This is a genomic window from Halobacillus andaensis (assembly GCF_014636475.1).
In the GTDB taxonomy this organism is placed as follows: Bacteria; Bacillota; Bacilli; order Bacillales; family Halobacillaceae; genus Halobacillus_A; species Halobacillus_A andaensis.
Window position 1 is genome coordinate 589,020 of record NZ_BMEL01000002.1, and the last position, 16,064, is coordinate 605,083.

At 43.1% G+C, this 16,064-nt stretch carries 19 protein-coding genes; 12 read left to right on the forward strand and 7 right to left on the reverse strand.

Going from position 1 to position 16,064, the window contains the following annotated elements; genetic code table 11:
- Positions 1-62: 62 nt before the first annotated feature.
- The 4 genes from IEV27_RS10275 (at position 63) to IEV27_RS10290 (ending at position 3,133) form a co-directional block, all read left to right on the forward strand.
- Complete coding sequence (locus IEV27_RS10275) at positions 63-1,400, forward strand: sodium-dependent transporter (RefSeq protein ID WP_188377368.1); 1,338 nt, start codon at positions 63-65, stop codon at positions 1,398-1,400.
- A 336-nt stretch (positions 1,401-1,736) separates the two neighbouring features.
- The gene (locus tag IEV27_RS10280) at positions 1,737-2,039 is read left to right on the forward strand and encodes a DUF5316 domain-containing protein (protein WP_188377369.1); all 303 of its coding nucleotides are present in this window, start codon (positions 1,737-1,739) and stop codon (positions 2,037-2,039) included.
- Positions 2,040-2,436: 397 nt separating this feature from the next.
- Entirely contained in the window at positions 2,437-2,751 is a 315-nt protein-coding gene (locus IEV27_RS10285; protein WP_188377370.1) for a YwdI family protein, read from the forward strand.
- A gap of 13 nt (positions 2,752-2,764) precedes the next feature.
- The gene (locus tag IEV27_RS10290; RefSeq protein WP_188377371.1) at positions 2,765-3,133 is read left to right on the forward strand and encodes a DUF423 domain-containing protein; all 369 of its coding nucleotides are present in this window, start codon (positions 2,765-2,767) and stop codon (positions 3,131-3,133) included.
- Here IEV27_RS10290 and IEV27_RS10295 read toward each other — a convergent pair.
- The 4 genes from IEV27_RS10295 to hemQ form a co-directional block, all read right to left on the reverse strand.
- Positions 3,130-3,378, reverse strand: a complete 249-nt coding sequence (locus IEV27_RS10295; RefSeq protein WP_188377372.1) for a hypothetical protein — start codon at positions 3,376-3,378, stop codon at positions 3,130-3,132. The genes IEV27_RS10290 and IEV27_RS10295 overlap by 4 nt on opposite strands.
- Before the next feature lie 33 nt (positions 3,379-3,411).
- Positions 3,412-3,993, reverse strand: a complete 582-nt coding sequence (gerQ, locus tag IEV27_RS10300) for a spore coat protein GerQ (RefSeq protein WP_229735114.1) — start codon at positions 3,991-3,993, stop codon at positions 3,412-3,414.
- 21 nt (positions 3,994-4,014) lie between these two features.
- On the reverse strand, positions 4,015-4,437 hold the full coding sequence (locus tag IEV27_RS10305; RefSeq protein WP_188377373.1) for a cell wall hydrolase: 423 nt from the start codon (positions 4,435-4,437) through the stop codon (positions 4,015-4,017).
- Between the two features lie 226 nt (positions 4,438-4,663).
- Positions 4,664-5,401: a hydrogen peroxide-dependent heme synthase gene (hemQ, locus tag IEV27_RS10310; protein WP_188377374.1), complete on the reverse strand. Its 738-nt coding sequence runs from the start codon at positions 5,399-5,401 to the stop codon at positions 4,664-4,666.
- A 229-nt stretch (positions 5,402-5,630) separates the two neighbouring features.
- Here hemQ and pta point away from each other — a divergent pair, with 229 nt between their 5' ends.
- The gene (gene pta, locus IEV27_RS10315; protein WP_188377375.1) at positions 5,631-6,602 is read left to right on the forward strand and encodes a phosphate acetyltransferase; all 972 of its coding nucleotides are present in this window, start codon (positions 5,631-5,633) and stop codon (positions 6,600-6,602) included.
- Between the two features lie 102 nt (positions 6,603-6,704).
- Here pta and lipL read toward each other — a convergent pair whose 3' ends face one another.
- Entirely contained in the window at positions 6,705-7,544 is an 840-nt protein-coding gene (lipL, locus tag IEV27_RS10320) for an octanoyl-[GcvH]:protein N-octanoyltransferase (protein ID WP_188377376.1), read from the reverse strand.
- A 319-nt stretch (positions 7,545-7,863) separates the two neighbouring features.
- Between lipL and IEV27_RS10325 the strand changes: the two genes are divergently transcribed.
- Together IEV27_RS10325 and IEV27_RS10330 are read left to right on the forward strand one after the other, a co-directional pair.
- Positions 7,864-9,159 (forward strand): HD domain-containing protein, encoded by a 1,296-nt coding sequence (locus IEV27_RS10325; protein WP_188377377.1) that lies wholly within the window; start codon positions 7,864-7,866, stop codon positions 9,157-9,159.
- 14 nt (positions 9,160-9,173) lie between these two features.
- Entirely contained in the window at positions 9,174-9,674 is a 501-nt protein-coding gene (locus IEV27_RS10330) for a YwgA family protein (protein ID WP_188377378.1), read from the forward strand.
- A 131-nt stretch (positions 9,675-9,805) separates the two neighbouring features.
- Here the strand turns inward: IEV27_RS10330 and thmT are convergent, their stop codons facing one another.
- On the reverse strand, positions 9,806-9,988 hold the full coding sequence (gene thmT, locus IEV27_RS10335) for a 2-hydroxymuconate tautomerase (RefSeq protein WP_188377379.1): 183 nt from the start codon (positions 9,986-9,988) through the stop codon (positions 9,806-9,808).
- Between the two features lie 183 nt (positions 9,989-10,171).
- Between thmT and IEV27_RS10340 the strand changes: the two genes are divergently transcribed.
- Complete coding sequence (locus tag IEV27_RS10340) at positions 10,172-10,720, forward strand: YwhD family protein (RefSeq protein ID WP_188377380.1); 549 nt, start codon at positions 10,172-10,174, stop codon at positions 10,718-10,720.
- Positions 10,721-10,866: 146 nt separating this feature from the next.
- Entirely contained in the window at positions 10,867-11,202 is a 336-nt protein-coding gene (locus IEV27_RS10345; protein ID WP_188377381.1) for a YolD-like family protein, read from the forward strand.
- 248 nt (positions 11,203-11,450) lie between these two features.
- Here IEV27_RS10345 and IEV27_RS10350 read toward each other — a convergent pair whose 3' ends face one another.
- A complete protein-coding gene (locus IEV27_RS10350; RefSeq protein WP_188377382.1) occupies positions 11,451-13,502 on the reverse strand; it encodes a transglycosylase domain-containing protein in 2,052 nt (683 codons plus the stop codon).
- Positions 13,503-13,633: 131 nt separating this feature from the next.
- On the opposite strand from IEV27_RS10350, the gene speE reads away from it, so the two are divergent.
- The 3 genes from speE (at position 13,634) to IEV27_RS10365 (ending at position 16,003) form a co-directional block, all read left to right on the forward strand.
- Positions 13,634-14,461, forward strand: coding sequence for a spermidine synthase (gene speE / locus IEV27_RS10355; RefSeq protein WP_188377383.1), 828 nt, complete (start codon positions 13,634-13,636; stop codon positions 14,459-14,461).
- 174 nt (positions 14,462-14,635) lie between these two features.
- A complete protein-coding gene (gene speB / locus IEV27_RS10360) occupies positions 14,636-15,469 on the forward strand; it encodes an agmatinase (protein WP_229735122.1) in 834 nt (277 codons plus the stop codon).
- 87 nt (positions 15,470-15,556) lie between these two features.
- Positions 15,557-16,003, forward strand: coding sequence for a hypothetical protein (locus tag IEV27_RS10365; RefSeq protein ID WP_188377385.1), 447 nt, complete (start codon positions 15,557-15,559; stop codon positions 16,001-16,003).
- Positions 16,004-16,064 lie beyond the last annotated feature (61 nt).

Consider the following 16,064-nt stretch of genomic DNA (forward strand, 5'->3'; position numbering starts at 1 on the left):
ACAAAAAAAGTGTGGTATGCTGATGAATATTTAGAACTAGATTGAAGGGAGATGAAAAATTTATGGAAAGAGAGAAGTGGGGCACGAAGCTTGGTTTCATGCTTGCTGCAATGGGATCAGCCGTCGGTTTAGGAAACATATGGCGTTTCTCTTTTGTAGCAGGTAACAATGGAGGAGGCGCCTTTTTAATATTATATCTCTTATTCGTTATTTTAATTGCTGTACCTCTTCTGCTAACTGAAGTTAGTATTGGACGTAAAGCTCAAAGTGACGTAGTAGGTTCCTATAAAAAACTGGCACCAGGAACCCCATGGTTTTTAACTGGATTCTTCGGTGTATTAAGTGCATTTTTAATTTTAGGTTTTTACAGCGTAGTGGCAGGATGGTCAATTTATTACTTTACAAATTACATTACAGGTAATTTTGCTACTCAGCCTGCAGGAGGATATGAAGGTGCGTTTGGCATGTTTATTTCTGATTCCTGGCAGCCATTGTTTTGGGTAGCATTATTTATGGCTTTAACGATTTTTATTGTTGTCAGTGGTGTTAAAAAAGGTATTGAAGCGGCTAATAAAATATTTATGCCGATCCTTGCTATCCTATTAATTTTTCTTGCATTCTATAGTATTTCGTTAGAAGGGGCTTCAGAAGGATTGAGATTTTTGTTCTCACCAGACTGGTCAGCCTTTAGTGAACCTTCGATTTACATTGCAGCGCTAGGTCAGGCATTTTTCTCCCTTAGCTTAGGGATGGGGGCTATGCTTACGTATGGGAGCTACCTTTCTAAAGAGCATAAGCTTCCTGGGGCGACGATGGGAATTGGCTTGATGGACTCATTCTTTGCGATTATTTCAGGGATTGTTATTTTCCCTGCGGTTTTTGCTTTTGGCATTGACCCCTCATCCGGACCGCCGCTCGTATTTATTACACTGCCGAGTATTTTTGAACAGCTGCCATTTGGCGGAATTGTAGGGCTTGTATTTTTCTTCGCCCTTGTACTAGCAGCGCTTTCGTCTTCGGTTTCAATTTTGGAAGTTCCGACGGCGTACTTTATGCGTGTATTTAATTGGTCTCGCCGCTTTACGAGTGTGCTTATGGGAGCCATTATGTTTGCACTGGGTATTATTGTTTCTCTTGGTTTTGGAATTTGGTCAGGGGTAACACCGATTGGAGATAATGGCATTCTAGACTCTATGGATTACGTAGCCTCTAATATTCTATTGCCGCTGGGCGGCTTGACGATGGCTTTATTTGTCGGCTGGTACTTTACGAAGCAGCAAGCATTGGAAGCTACTGATTTTACTGGCTCTGCAATAGGTAATGTATGGTATATCATTATTAAATTTGTGGCGCCAATATTAATTATTCTTATTTTCTTGAATGCTTTAGGTTTTATTTAAAAGCGAAGGCTGGGACAAAACGATAGTAATCCAAGAAAGACCCGAACAATTCATTTGAATTTGATCGGGTCTTTCTGTATTTAGCAGTCACCGCTTTGTCAACATCCTTCGCTTTCCGTGGGCACGGCCTCAGACTCCTCGGAAAGCAAAGGCTGCTTTCCTGTGGGGGCTTCGGACTCGTGCTGTCCTGCAGGAGTCTTCGTATGTTGACTACAATATATAGGATCCATTTTTGAATGCATTCGTCTTTTTAGATGACATTTATCGATTTGGCGCAGCCCCTTTTTGATGAAACATTTTTCTGTTTCACACGTAGGAAATAGCAGGAGGGATACTATGCTGAAGTATGCAGCTATCGGCGTGTTGATGCTGTTTGGTGCTTCTGTTGCTTGGTGGGGGATGGGAGAGTGGCATTTATTTTTAAGAATAACGGCGTTTATTGCTTTGGTGCCTTTACTGTTAGCGGGGGTGTTAACAGGAGCTTTCATCAGCGGAGATCAGAATCGGGCGAATTTTTATTCGGAATCGAAAAGAGATCGAGCGTTTAAGAGCAGGTGGTCGAAACGTCTTGTTTGCGTGAGTGCACCAAGCGCATTATTTTTAATAGCTTTGTTTATTGAATATTTTGTGACGAAGTAAAATGGGCAGCTTGTAGAGGAAACATAGTTAGCTTTATTCCTGGCGCAATGAAGTGGAAAAGTTGACGAGAAAAAGTTAAGGACATACCGTGCACTTATGGAACTAGAGATGGCGGCAGGGCGTCCATTATGCGATGGTTCCATCAGCTAGTAATGATAAAAGGAACGGGAAAAGTGGCGACTCCTGCGGGATGAGCAGACAGGAGACGAAAACGGCGCTTTTTCCCGTTCCTTTTCACCAGGCAAAAATGAAGGAAGGGTGTGAACCCATATCTTCAAGTCATCCAAGCTTCCTGCCTGAATGGGGAAGTCCTTTTTACATGCAGGATAGCCGTTGATTTGTAAACCATGTTATGATAGGTGCGGATAAGAATTATAGATAAAAGGAGTCACATGAAATGGCGATTTCAAATCAAACGATACTCAAAAAGATGTCGAGTGAGATACAAGAAGCGATGTTAAACCACGGAGAGGATTCGCGTGTGCGTGAGCATGTACGGGCGGTGAAGCTTCTGGCTGATCTCGTACTCGATGAAGGAAGCGCCTCATCTTCTTCATCTTTTGCTAGTCAGACGAGCTCGGTTCAAGAACCTACCGTAGAGGAGATCAGGAAGATGATGGGCAGCGATCAGCCTGTCCAAAAGCCTTCATCAACCGATAAACCGTCAGAAGATCATGACGATGCAAACGGAAAGTCGATTTTTGATTTTTAAGGAGTGACATACAGTGAAGATATTTTTACTATTAGGAGCGCTGAATGGATTTCTAGCCGTAGCACTCGGTGCATTTGGAGCTCATGGTTTAGAGGGAAAGGTTTCAGCAAAAGGGTTAAGTCAATGGGAGAAAGCCGTTGATTATCAAATGTTCCATACGATGGCTTTATTCGTTACCGGATTATTAATGAGCAAAATCCAGACAGGATTATTGACCGGAGCGGGTTGGTTTTTCTTAATCGGAATTATTTTATTTTCAGGAAGCTTATACATTTATGCTCCATCTGGAATCAAAACGTTTGCCATGATTACGCCACTCGGCGGATTATCCTTTCTCATTGGCTGGATTTTGCTCGGTTATGCCGTTATTAAGCACTTTTAAAAGAAGAGGATCGTTGTAAACAGAAGGATGATAACAGCACGCAGCAACTGGCTTATACAAGAAGCAAGTTGCTGCTTTTTATATTCAATTAAACTTTCGACAAGTAAACTTATTGATAAAATATAGAACATAAAGAGGATGAGCCACTGGTTATCTAAATGAAAAATAGCAACAATAGCAAGTAAAATAGCAATACAAAGGGAAGCAACCTGTAATCGAACTAACGGTTCGTAGGGATGTCTCATTAGATCACCCCTTTCTGGGAAAATAAGCGAAGGTTAACGGGATGAATAGTTGGCCAATCCGTTATTTCCTCCATTGTAGGGATAGCTGTAATTGATTTCTTCGTCAAATGTAATGTAATCCAAGTAGATCATAAGCAGAATGTAGCGTTTATCGGTTTGAGGATCGCTTATAATAATATGATCGCGTCCGGCTGCCTCAATAATTCCTTTAAAAACCTTCGCATTCCATTCCTCATTATTTTCAAACGTCATATATATCGTAGCTTCTTTGCCTCGATTTAATCGCAGAATATTTTCAATGTAGGATTCTTCTTCAGGAAGCATGCCGTTCATCCCGTTTCCGTTGTTATTCCCATTGTTAGGTCCGTTATTATTATTGTTGTTATTGTTTCCATTTGACATGTAAGGCACCTGCATCCCATTCATGCCATTCATTCCGTTATTGTTGTTGTTGTTATTTGCGTTATTTCCATTATTTCCGTTTGTACTGTAGTATCCATTCGCCCCACTAGCCCCTGCCATTGCATACTGGTACATATATGGATGGCCAAGATAGTAAGGCATACCCGCATTCATCCCTTGCATTCCTTGAACACCTTGGTGCTTCTTCGCCAAAACAACCACTCCTTCGTATTTTTAATAAACAGTAGGACAATCAGCTCGGGTCGGGGCAAAGAAACAATGAGACTTATAACGCCCTACATTCGGCTGCCCAAACCATGTAGCCGGACATTCTCCCTCCGGCATAAAGAACCACAGGGTGTTCGTCGCTGGAGAAAAACGCTCACCATTAATCACTCGCCGTGCTAAATTAATATCCCTCTGTCTCGCCCTTTGATAAAAATAACCCTTTTGTGTCGCCTCAAACCCACCGGGACTTTGAAAGACCATATTGCGGATGTTGCGAATGTCCTTAAAATCTAAACAGTTCGCACGCACCCTGTTAACCCCGGTGTTCCCTACCATCAGCATTCCTTGCTTTCCATCCCCCTCAGCTTCCGCTCTTATTAATCTTGCCAGCAGCTTAACATCCTCTTCGTTGAATGGTACGACAGCCATGCTGTCACCTCACTTCGCAAACTGACTCTCTATCACTATATGAATAAGCCTGCCTAAGATATGAATAAAAATTGAAGGAGAGAATCATGGGGGAATGTTCGTATTTTAGCTGAAAAGTTTATAAGTTTTTCACGCGGTTCATAAAAACTCGCTAAGGTTCTTTAACCTTCCGTAATGTTCACAAAAAAATCCCCGCGGCTTATGCCAGCGAGGATCGTGGTCGAACTTATACGTGTAAAAATTGTGGGATTTCATCCGTTTTCAGCAGGTTACCTACGTAGAACGAACCAAAATCACCGTAGCGTGAAGTCACTTCATCAAAGCGCATTTCATAGACAAGCTTCTTAAATTGAAGCATATCATGCGCGAACAAGGTAACGCCCCATTCCCAGTCGTCAAACCCAATTGAACCCGTAATGATTTGACGGATCTTGCCGGCGTATTGACGGCCAGTCATACCGTGGGCATACATAAGCTTCGCACGCTCATCTTTCTCAAGAACGTACCAGTTATCATTTCCTTGGCGTCGCTTGTCCATTGGGTAGAAACAAATATGGTTCCATTTTGGCAAAATGGGTTTTAAGCGGCCTTGGATTTCAGGATCATTTTCATCCGCATTGCCCATATAGTTGGAGAGTTCCACTACAGAAACATAGGAATAAGCTTTCGTCATATACTCAGCCAGCTTTGATTTATTAAAAGCTGTTTCAATCTCATTCAACTCTTCCATAGTTGGACGGAGAATCATCATGACGAGATCTGCCTTTTGTCCAACAATCGTGTAAAGAGCATGGCTTCCTTGTTTGCTCTTTTCAGTCGTTTCCCATTTTTCAATTAAAGCTTGAAATTCATGGATGGCTTGTTCACGGTCTTCATTGCTCGCTTGCTTCCAAGCTGTCCAGTCGACGGTGCGGAAGTCGTGCAAGCAATACCATCCGTCCATTGTGACTACTGCTTCAGGCATGATAGGATCGCTCCTTTTATGTGAATTGTTATAGTATTTTCATCCTTATTCAATATAACACAATTCTACATAAATTATCATTTCAGCTAATTTGAAAGTATTGTGAACAAAAAAATAGGGTAAAGATAATATGTAATCGCTTAATCTAAAAAATTCGTTTCGAAACACTTTTAATTAAACACAAAAGGTCTTATTATATAGTACAGAAAAGAAATTGGAGGGTTAAAAGATGAGTAACCTATTTGATACATTGAAAGCCAAAATGAGTGGCGAAAGCAAGAAGGTCGTCTTTCCTGAAGCTTTAGATGAACGAATCCTTACTGCAGTAAGCAAACTAGGAGCAGAAGGTTTAGTGAAACCTGTACTAGTTGGAAATAAAGATGAAGTAGAACAGAAAGCGGCTGAGGTTGGAGTAGACATTTCAACATCAGAGATTCTGGACCCAGCCAATTATGAAGCTTTTGACGAGATGGTTGCAAGCTTTGTAGAACGCCGTAAAGGAAAAGCGACGGATGAGCAGGCTCGCGAAATCCTGCAAGGCGGCAACTATTTCGGAACGATGCTCGTTTATATGAACAAAGCCGACGGACTAGTGAGTGGAGCGGCTCACTCAACAGCAGATACGGTTCGCCCGGCCCTTCAAATCATTAAGACGAAGCCAGGAATCAAAAAGACATCCGGCGTCTTTATCATGGTAAGGGATGAAGAAAAGTATGTGTTTGCGGATTGTGCCATCAACATTTCACCAGACAGCCAGGATCTAGCAGAGATCGCGTTAGCAAGTGCGGACACCGCAGCACTGTTTGATATCGATCCGAAAGTAGCGATGCTAAGCTTTTCTACAAAAGGTTCAGCGAAATCACCTGAAACGGAAAAAGTAAATGAAGCTGTAGAATTGGCAAAGCAGCAAAATACAGAGCTTCTAATTGACGGGGAATTTCAGTTCGATGCAGCGTTTGTTCCTTCTGTAGCTCAGAAAAAAGCGCCAGATTCTCCATTAAAAGGGGAAGCGAACACGTTCATCTTCCCAAGTCTTGAAGCCGGAAACATTGGGTACAAGATTGCACAGCGTTTAGGAAACTTTGACGCGGTAGGACCCATCCTTCAAGGCCTGAATCAGCCAGTGAATGATCTATCTCGCGGCTGTAATTCAGACGACGTATACAAGCTGGCTATTATTACAGCAGCTCAATCTCTATAACAGCAACAGCAGTAGGTACCAGGTACCGAAAAGCCAAATAAGAAACAATGATAAAAATATGTATTTCGGTACCTGGTACCTTAAATAAAAAAGCACTGGAGCTTAGTCTTGAATCTGCTCCAGTGCTTTATTGTTGCGAAGAATCATTTGTTCAAAACGCTTCGTGAACGTTTCAATTTCTTCACCTTCTAATGAATTCGCTACGATACGATCTGACCATTCATTTAACTGATAAAGGATACGGGTTCGCACATCTTCCACTGTTAAATCTGCGCCAAGCAGCTCATTGAGTGAAGCCATGACCGAAGGGTCTACATCTGGATATTGGAAGCGTGTGGGCTCGTCATTGAGGCCGACCTTGTAAAAGTTCTTCAGCAGTGCGGCACGTTCGGCTCCGCTTCCGGTAACATCTAAATAAATTTGAACCGCAGATCCTCGTTTCACACGACGCTGGGATATCCCAGCAAACTTTTTTCCCCCAATACTTAAATCATAGGTCCCGGGGCAGTAGGACTGGGTGATTTCGTAGGCTTCGATCTGGTCGGTGAGGTCAGCGAACAAGTGCTGAATGAATTCGACCATCGCTTCATAGCCGTCGTGAATGTTAACTTCTTTGGCGTCTGGAAAAATAAGCGATAGGTTCAGTACGCCTTCGTCAAGAACGACGGCGAGGCCGCCTGAGTTGCGGACGACGACTTGATAGCCTTGCTCTTTTAAGTAATCGATCGCTTCCGAAATATGGGGAAGACGGGCGTCCGGGATGCCGAGCACAACCGTATCGTGATGGACCCAAAGGCGCGCAGTCGTTGGTGATTCATGCTCACCGACAGAAATGGCCAGTGCGTCATCAATGGCGAAGGACTGCAGCGCTGAGAAAGTCGGCCCCATATTGCTTTGATCGATAAAACGGTAAACCGCTGGATGTAATAATTGCTTTGACATAAAAATTTTCTCCTTTTTCATAGCAGAACTATTATAACAGAAAAAGTGGACAGCAGTAATGGAGTAAAAGCTATAGAATAGGGGAAAGAGAATAATGGTGCAGCACTATATATAATGGGAGAGAGCAAAAGGGTACCAGGTACACAAATACACATTTCCATCAACGAATCATACATAGCTTTTGTGTACCTGGTACCCAGTGCTGTCAATTTCGCGAAGCTGAAACGAAAAAACAGAATGCAGGATAAAATTTTGTCTTTGTGTACCTGGTACCAAAGGTATATAATAGGAGGAAATGTCGTGAGGGAAGGATCGTCTGATGGCTTATCGTGATGAGCAATTAAGTGAAGAGAAAGTATTTAAGGATCCTGTTCATCGGTACATTCATGTCCGGGATCAGGTGATATGGGATTTGATTGGTACACCTGAGTTTCAGCGTCTTCGCCGGATTCGTCAGCTGGGGACGTGTTATTTGACGTTTCATGGGGCCGAGCACAGCCGGTTTAACCATTCGCTCGGAGTGTATGAAATTGTGAGGCGCATTATCTCTAACTTTAAGGATCGGCCGAATTGGGATGAGAAAGAACGCCTGCTCTGTTTAGCTGCGGCGCTTCTGCATGATTTAGGGCACGGGCCTTTTTCGCATTCATTTGAAAAAGTGTTCAAGCTGGATCATGAGGATTTTACGCAGGCCATTTTACTTGGTGATACAAAGGTAAACGAAGTCCTTTCGAAAGTAGATAAAAGTTTTCCTAAGCAAGTAGCGGACGTGATTAATAAAACGTATCAAAACAAGCTGGTGGTCAGTCTGATTTCAAGTCAGATCGATGCGGACCGCATGGATTACCTGCAGCGCGATGCGTATTTTACAGGAGTAAGCTATGGTCATTTTGATATGGAGCGGATTTTGCGTGTGATGCGTCCGATGGAAGATCAAGTCGTTGTTAAAGAAAGCGGCATGCATGCGGTTGAGGATTACATAATGAGTCGTTATCAAATGTACTGGCAAGTGTATTTTCACCCAGTGACGCGAAGTGCGGAAGTCATTTTATCTAAAATTCTGCATCGGGCCAAGGAGCTGTATGATCAGGGGTATCGCTTTAAGCTGGAGCCTACTCATTTCTTGTCTTTCTTTAAAGGCGAGCCGACACTTAGTGAATATTTAGGGCTTGATGAGTCGATTGCGCTTTATTATTTCCAAATGTGGATGCAGGAAGACGACGAAATTTTATCAGATTTATGCGATCGGTTTGTGAACCGTCGTTTATTTAAATACATTGAATTTAATCCGAATCAGCAAATGTCGGAATGGATGGAGCTATATAAGCTTTTCCAAAAAGCGGGGATTCACCCGGATTATTATTTAGTGGTTGATTCAAGCTCAGATTTGCCGTACGATTTTTACCGGCCAGGTGAAGAAGGGGAGCGTCTGCCGATTCACCTTCTTCAGCCAAACCAGGAACTGAAAGAACTTTCAAGGTTATCTGAGATTGTAGAGTCGATCTCAGGGAAGAAACGAACGGATCACAAATTATACATCCCGCAGGACATGCTTGAAGGAATGTCGAATCGCAGTAAAACGAAGAAACGGATTATGGAAATTTTGTATGGATAGGGAGTGGGGACGCTATGTTGGAGAACCATGCCAAGCTGATGCAGTTCTTCTCAAGCTCTGACGCAATTGTAGGAAGAAAAAGGCTGCAAAAAATGATCTATATCCTGAAAAAGTGTGACGTGCCTTTTGAGGAGCGTTACCAATTTCATTTTTACGGTCCTTATTCTGAGGAATTAACTCTTCGTATTGAAGAGATGTGTAATCTCGGATTTATAAGTGAAACGAAAGAAGAAAAGAAGAATTACTACCAATATCGCTATGAAGTTACCGATTCGGGTAAAGAATTTATGGAGCATTACTATACGGAACTGCCGCCGCTAAACAGCCGAATCGACGAGATGAACGAAAAAAGTTCTCGTTTCTTAGAACTTGTCTCGACGATGCTTTTCTTTGAGCATCTGCCTAAGGATGAGATCTCGGAAAAAGTATTTTCAGTGAAAAGTAAACAAAACTACTCGGATGAGGATATTGAAGAGGCTTGGGGATTCATTGAAAATATCCGCCGCATTCAGTAAGAGGAAAAAGGTATGCTGTTCGTCAGTGTATCTTTTTTTGTGTCTGTAAAGGGACTGAGCAGACGTTAAACAAACGTTTGATTAACCGATCAGAAAAAGCTCCCAAGCGCTGTGCGCTTGAGAGCTTCTGCCTAATCAATGAGGCGTTTTCCACCGACCCCATAGTGTTGTTTTTTCATTTCTTCAATCACTACCGTCACTGCTTCTTTGCGAGCGCCCGTGGTTTCTGTAACGGAGTTAGTCACACTTTCAACTAACGCCTTTTTCTGTTCATCGGTACGCCCTTCAAGCATTTGGACTGTTACGATCGGCATAACGTTCTCCCCTTTTATCCTATAAATAAATCTCTTCACGTTTTACTTCGTCAAAAAATCTCGAATTCCTTCCTTTTTTCTTAAAAAAATTCCTTTTTTGCAAAGGTCTGCACTCTGAAATTGGGTCGCACCCTATGTTAGAATAGGAGCAACAGCCAGCTTAAAAGGAGGATCCAGGTACCAATGAAGGAATTTGATCAATTTAAAAATAACAAGCAAGAAGAAGGCAGCGATAAAAAGAAAAATCAATTCACGATTATAAAAGATGATTCCACCGATGGGCACGGGGGCTATGGCGTTGGATCGATTAGTCTTGAAAATATGACCCCAGTCATTGTGGATCCAAATGAAGAAGAAGCGTTTATGGATATGGGTGCTCTTCACGCAAGAAGTGCGGTGGAGAAGCGCATTCGCTTTTTAACAGACCGTTCAGAAGTGCCGAACGGCAAGCTTTACTGGATTGTATGGGTGACGGTCGATTATCGAGAAGGAAACCCTTGCTTTTACGGTGTGGCCGGAAGTGAAATTGTCGTGGACCGTGAGATTCGACGCGGCTATAAGCTGCTTCCAGAACACGTGAACCATATGGATAAATCTTTAAAAGGACGATTTGTCGTTGACCATATGGATGAAAAATCAAGGCATATTCTAGGTGAATATTTACGTGAATTTAAACCAGAACTTTGGGAAAATACAGCACAAGAGCTGAAAGACAGCCTCGGCGTGCAATAATATGATATTGCTTAACAATCCTTCTCCATTTATAGGAGGGGGATTTTTTTATGAAGGATGAGTAACTTTCCGTAAAATACCAGTGTAAAACGAGAACGTATGTGCTATGATAAGAACAAACGTTCGTAGTAAAAGGGGAGTCAAAAATGGATAGTCGAGATCGAGGAACGATTAAATGGACCTCACTGATGTTACCTGAGCACGTCGAGATGATTAAGAAAGTGTGGAAGGAGGATAAACGCGTCGAAAAAGGAATGCTTGATGAGCAAAAAGCCGCTGAAATTGACTTCATCCTGCAGAGAGCGCTGCATGATCAATTGACTGTCGATCTTAGTGTGCACAATGGATTTGATTATGAAAGCTGGCGTTTGAAGATTACAGCCGTGGATAAGCGCAGCCGCAAAATCAAGGCGTTAGATTTGCAGGCAAAGGACCCAGTGGAATTTTCACTCGATGACATTGCGGACATCGCGATTGTGTAAGCATTTGTCATTTTGTTCACAAAATGTTCAATAACTTTTGGCATGCCGAATCTTGACTAATGCGCAGCGAGAATAATATATTTAATAACACATGGGTTATACATGTATGCTAGGACAAAGAAAGCGACCGGTCAGTGCCGGTCGTTTTCTTTGTCTTTTTTCAGTTTTTTTCTTTTTTCTCTGGGTACCAGGTACAGAAGTTGGCATACTCGGTACCAGGTACAGAAAAAGGTACAGAAAAGATGCCTCTATTGAAACCAGTCAACGATGCTTCGGTACCATGGGTCTTTTTGCAGCTCTTCCTCGATTTCTTTAATATCTGAATCTTCTTCTTCACATGTCTCTTTCGGTACATCTTTTTTCTTTACATATACGAGGCGTTCTTCAGGACATGCGGGCCCAGACAATTTTCCGGACTCTGGATTGATGTAGACCCCTCTTAGATCTCCAGGTGGTGTAAACGCGGACACAGGCAGTCCTTCGTGGATCCGTTCCATCGTATTCGCCCAGAGCTCTTTCGAGTACTGCTGATCTCTCGGCTGAGTCATTTTCCGGTTGTCGTCATAACCGCTCCATACGCCCATCACATATTGAGGACTGAAGCCAATCATCCAGCTGTCCGAATCGGTTGTACCTGACTTACCCCCATACGTTCGTGAAAGTTGATCCGCAATACTGGAGCCGGTAACGTTCATGTATCCGTTTAATGCAGAATCGAAGATCCCTGTCATCATGTGGGTCACCGAAAAAGCTGCTTCTTTATCTAGTTTTTTTCCTTCGACGGACTCAGGTTTTTCATATTCGTATAAAACGTTCTCCCTGTGATCAGTAATTTTTGTGATTGTATGCTTTTGAATTTTTGGTGAGCCGCCTGTTAACTTCGAATATCCGTCAACCATATCGTAAAGAGAAATCGAAGCTGTACCAAGTGCAAGAGACGGAACGGCTGGCAGATCTTCATTAAAGCCAAAATCACGCAGCGTATCCACGAATGTTTTCGGTCCAATGTCGAGATTGGTTTTTACCGCGTAAATGTTATCAGATAAAGCAAGTGCCTGGGCCATCGTGATGTCATCGTTGGCGTAGTAACTATTGTAATTGCTAGGCGAATAAACATCGCCATCTTCAAGCTCAAACGTAGTCGGCTTGCTTTCCTGCATCGTTAATGGAGAATAGCCATTGTTTAATGCCGCGTAATACAAAAATGGCTTAATTGTACTTCCGACCATACGCTTCGATTGCGTAACGCGGTTGAATGAGCTCGCGCTGTAATCCCGGCCGCCGGCCATCGCAGTGACTGCGCCGGTCTTACTGTCCATCACAACAGCAGCTGTTTCAATATCAACAGCCCCATTAAATTCTTCGTCTAACGCTTCTTCCAGGTCCTTTTGATGATCTGGGTTGAGCGTCGTATAAATATGAAAGCCCCCAGACTCGACAGCTTCTACTTCTACATCCAGCAAGCGTGCAGCCTCGCGGACGACTTCATCTTGAAAATAAGGTCCGACCGCCTTAGCTTCTTCGGCGGAGTGGTCATAATAGTCGAGGGAAGCCGTGACCGCTTCATTTTTCTCCGAGTTTGTAATAAACTCCAGGTCATTCATGCGCGATAAAATTCTCTCCTGCCGCGATTCCGCATTATCTTTATCAGCGAGTGGAGAGTAGTAACTCGGCCCTTTAGGCACACCTGCCAGCATCGTGGCCTCTGCCAATGTTAAGTCGCCTGCATTTTTATTGAAAAAGTAACGACTGGCCGATTCGATACCATAAGCGCCGTGGCCATAGTAAATCGTGTTGAGATAACCTTCTAGAATTTCATCTTTTTCATAGAAAATCTCCAGCCTGATCGCATAAAACGCTTCTTTCAATTTTCGCTTCCACGTTTTTTCATGAGATAAGTAAAGATTGCGGGCGTACTGCTGCGTAATGGTACTGGCGCCCTCGACCATTCTCATCGCTTTTAAATCTGTTAACGCGGCTGATGCCATTCGTTTAAAATCAAAACCATAATGATTATAAAAACGATGATCCTCAATGGCCAGGGTCGCATCAATCACTTCCTCAGGCATCTCATCTAAGCTGATCCACTGTCTGCTGGCCCCGACGTCATATCCTTCCATTTCCTCGCCATCAGCTAAATAATAGGTTGTGTTTTGTGCGGTGGACAGCGACGGAGGACCGAGCACAATGGCGTAAGCGAGCAGTCCGAGCACAGCAATAATTCCCAAGAGTCCTAACGTAAAAAACGCTTTAAAACTGCGGCGCACCCACTTCCATGATAAACGAATAAATAATAGCATTCTCCCAATCTCCCACCTGTTATAATTGCTATTATTATGGGAAAATGAGGAGTAAATTAAACATTCTCTTGCTTTTTCCATAGATTGCTCTATAATTTGATTGTTTACAGGAAGTGAAAGGAGAATCATAAATGAGTACATGGTTTACAGAAAAACAAACCGATAACTTTGGGATTACAGCAAAAGTGAACCGGTCTTTGCATAAAGAAAAAACAGATTTTCAAGAATTAGAAATGCTGGAAACCGAGGAGTGGGGCAACATGCTCGTCCTTGATGATATGGTGATGACGACGGAAAAAGATGAGTTTGTTTATCACGAAATGCTCTCTCATGTGCCGTTATTTACCCATCCAAGTCCGAAGAAAGTTTTGGTCGTTGGCGGGGGAGACGGCGGTGTGATTCGTGAAGTGTTAAAGCACGAAAGCGTTGAAAAAGCGGTCCTCGTCGAAATCGACGGCAAAGTGATTGAATACTCGAAGCAGTATCTGCCTTCCATCGCAGGTACGTTAGACGATCCAAGAGTGGATGTTCAAGTAGACGATGGATTTATGCATATCGCCAAGAGCGAACGCGAATATGATGTCATCATGGTTGATTCTACAGAGCCCGTCGGTCCAGCCGTTAACCTATTTACAAAAGGCTTTTATGAGGGAATATCGAAAGCTCTCAAAGAAGACGGCATCTTTGTCGCTCAGACGGACAACCCATGGTTTAAAGCTGATCTCATCCGTCAAGTATGTGCAGACGTAAAAGAAACGTTTCCTATTACAAAAGTATACACAGCTAACATCCCAACGTATCCGAGCGGCTTATGGACATTCACCATGGGAAGTAAAATCTACGACCCCCAGCAAATCCCAGCCGAGCGCTTTACAGACATCAACACCAAATACTACACAAATGAACTCCACGGCGCCTCATTTGTGCTGCCAAAGTTTGTAAAAGAGCTGACTGAATAGCATTTGATATAGAAAGAGAGAAAGGATATTGCTCTTCACAATATAGAACAAGAACAATTAGCTCCCCTTCAATTATAGAAAAAGAATTGGGTACCTGGTACCCTTAGCGCAATAAAGGAGGTTAAACCAATGCCCCACTATTTTGACGAATCCTATTCAGGCAAGGTATTTATCATGAGCCGGGCTACCGAAGAAGAAGCGCAGGCCGTCATCTACGGCATGCCGATGGACTATACCGTCAGCTTCCGTCCTGGGTCACGCTTTGGCCCAAACCGGATTCGTGAAGCTTCCATCGGCCTTGAAGAATACAGCCCATATCTCGACCGTCATCTCGAAGAAGTCGCCTACCACGACGCCGGCGACCTCATGTTTCCATTCGGAAATGCACAGAAAAGCCTTGATATTATCGAAGATTACATGAAAGATCTTTTGAAAAAAGGAAAGTTTCCGATCGGGCTTGGTGGAGAACATCTCGTCAGCTGGCCGGTCATTAAGGCGTTTCACGAAACGCTATCGAACCTGAAGATTATCCATATTGATGCCCATGCCGACTTAAGAGAGGAGTACGAGGGAGAAGTCCTTTCCCATTCCACTCCAATCCGCAAAGCGTGCGAATTGCTTGGTCCTGAGAACGTTTACTCATTCGGTATTCGTTCCGGCATGCGTGAAGAATTTGAGTACGCGAAAGCAAGCGGGATGCACATGTACCGTTATGAAGTGCTGGAGCCGCTGAAGCGAGTTTTGCCTGATCTTGCAGGTGGAAATGTATATGTCACGATCGACATTGACGTGCTTGATCCTGCTTATGCGCCGGGCACGGGAACGGCTGAAGCGGGAGGGATCTCATCAAAGGAACTGCTCGCATCCATTCACGAGATTGTCCATTCAGACGTAAATGTCGTAGGATGTGACCTTGTTGAGGTGGCCCCCGCTTACGATCCGACAGAACAGACAGCCATCGCGGCTAGTAAATTCATCAGGGAAATGCTTTTAGGTTTTGTGAAATAGATGATAGAATAGAATTCATCCGTTACTCGTATGTAACGGATTTTTCTTTTTGTTGAAGAAGCTTGGAATAAAGGAGATATGGCTAGAATGAATAAAAGAATCATTGCCTTCACATCCGTTTATGCGATTATTATGGCAGCGCTGCTTTTTATCACGATAAATAATGATTGGAATCCTTCTGGATATTCGTATGAAAGCGAAGGGTCTTCGGTTGTCATTAAAGAAGGAATAGCAGAAAACCAGGTAGGACAGCTCGATTTTTCTGAGAATCCTACAGAAGTGTTACTTTTACAATCATCAGTTCAAGAGGTGGAGCGTCACTGGCAGCAGGATTTAATCGTTATTTCGTTAGTATTTCCGCTTATTTTATTTTCCGTTTTCAAAGAAACCCAGCCCTTTAAAGAGCAGGTTCCTCGAAAGTGGTTTATTGCCATGACGGTAGGGATTATTGTGATTTATGCAGTGGCTACCGTACCGTCCTATATTGGAGAAATTCAGTCGGTAAATGATCAGGTAAACGCTCTCTTAAACTAGACAGGACTTGAGTTTTCGGTTGTGAATTCTTATAATATAAAGGTTAAGGATGTACGCTTAA

Coding starts and splice junctions, on each gene's coding strand:
- IEV27_RS10275 (WP_188377368.1), top strand. CDS start 63: ATGGAAAGAGAGAAGTGGGGCACGAAGCTTGGTTTCATGCTTGCTGCA.
- IEV27_RS10280 (WP_188377369.1), top strand. CDS start 1,737: ATGCTGAAGTATGCAGCTATCGGCGTGTTGATGCTGTTTGGTGCTTCT.
- IEV27_RS10285 (WP_188377370.1), top strand. CDS start 2,437: ATGGCGATTTCAAATCAAACGATACTCAAAAAGATGTCGAGTGAGATA.
- IEV27_RS10295 (WP_188377372.1), bottom strand. CDS start 3,378: ATGAGACATCCCTACGAACCGTTAGTTCGATTACAGGTTGCTTCCCTT.
- IEV27_RS10305 (WP_188377373.1), bottom strand. CDS start 4,437: ATGGCTGTCGTACCATTCAACGAAGAGGATGTTAAGCTGCTGGCAAGA.
- hemQ (WP_188377374.1), bottom strand. CDS start 5,401: ATGCCTGAAGCAGTAGTCACAATGGACGGATGGTATTGCTTGCACGAC.
- pta (WP_188377375.1), top strand. CDS start 5,631: ATGAGTAACCTATTTGATACATTGAAAGCCAAAATGAGTGGCGAAAGC.
- lipL (WP_188377376.1), bottom strand. CDS start 7,544: ATGTCAAAGCAATTATTACATCCAGCGGTTTACCGTTTTATCGATCAA.
- IEV27_RS10325 (WP_188377377.1), top strand. CDS start 7,864: ATGGCTTATCGTGATGAGCAATTAAGTGAAGAGAAAGTATTTAAGGAT.
- IEV27_RS10330 (WP_188377378.1), top strand. CDS start 9,174: ATGTTGGAGAACCATGCCAAGCTGATGCAGTTCTTCTCAAGCTCTGAC.
- thmT (WP_188377379.1), bottom strand. CDS start 9,988: ATGCCGATCGTAACAGTCCAAATGCTTGAAGGGCGTACCGATGAACAG.
- IEV27_RS10340 (WP_188377380.1), top strand. CDS start 10,172: ATGAAGGAATTTGATCAATTTAAAAATAACAAGCAAGAAGAAGGCAGC.
- IEV27_RS10345 (WP_188377381.1), top strand. CDS start 10,867: ATGGATAGTCGAGATCGAGGAACGATTAAATGGACCTCACTGATGTTA.
- IEV27_RS10350 (WP_188377382.1), bottom strand. CDS start 13,502: ATGCTATTATTTATTCGTTTATCATGGAAGTGGGTGCGCCGCAGTTTT.
- speE (WP_188377383.1), top strand. CDS start 13,634: ATGAGTACATGGTTTACAGAAAAACAAACCGATAACTTTGGGATTACA.
- speB (WP_229735122.1), top strand. CDS start 14,636: ATGAGCCGGGCTACCGAAGAAGAAGCGCAGGCCGTCATCTACGGCATG.
- IEV27_RS10365 (WP_188377385.1), top strand. CDS start 15,557: ATGAATAAAAGAATCATTGCCTTCACATCCGTTTATGCGATTATTATG.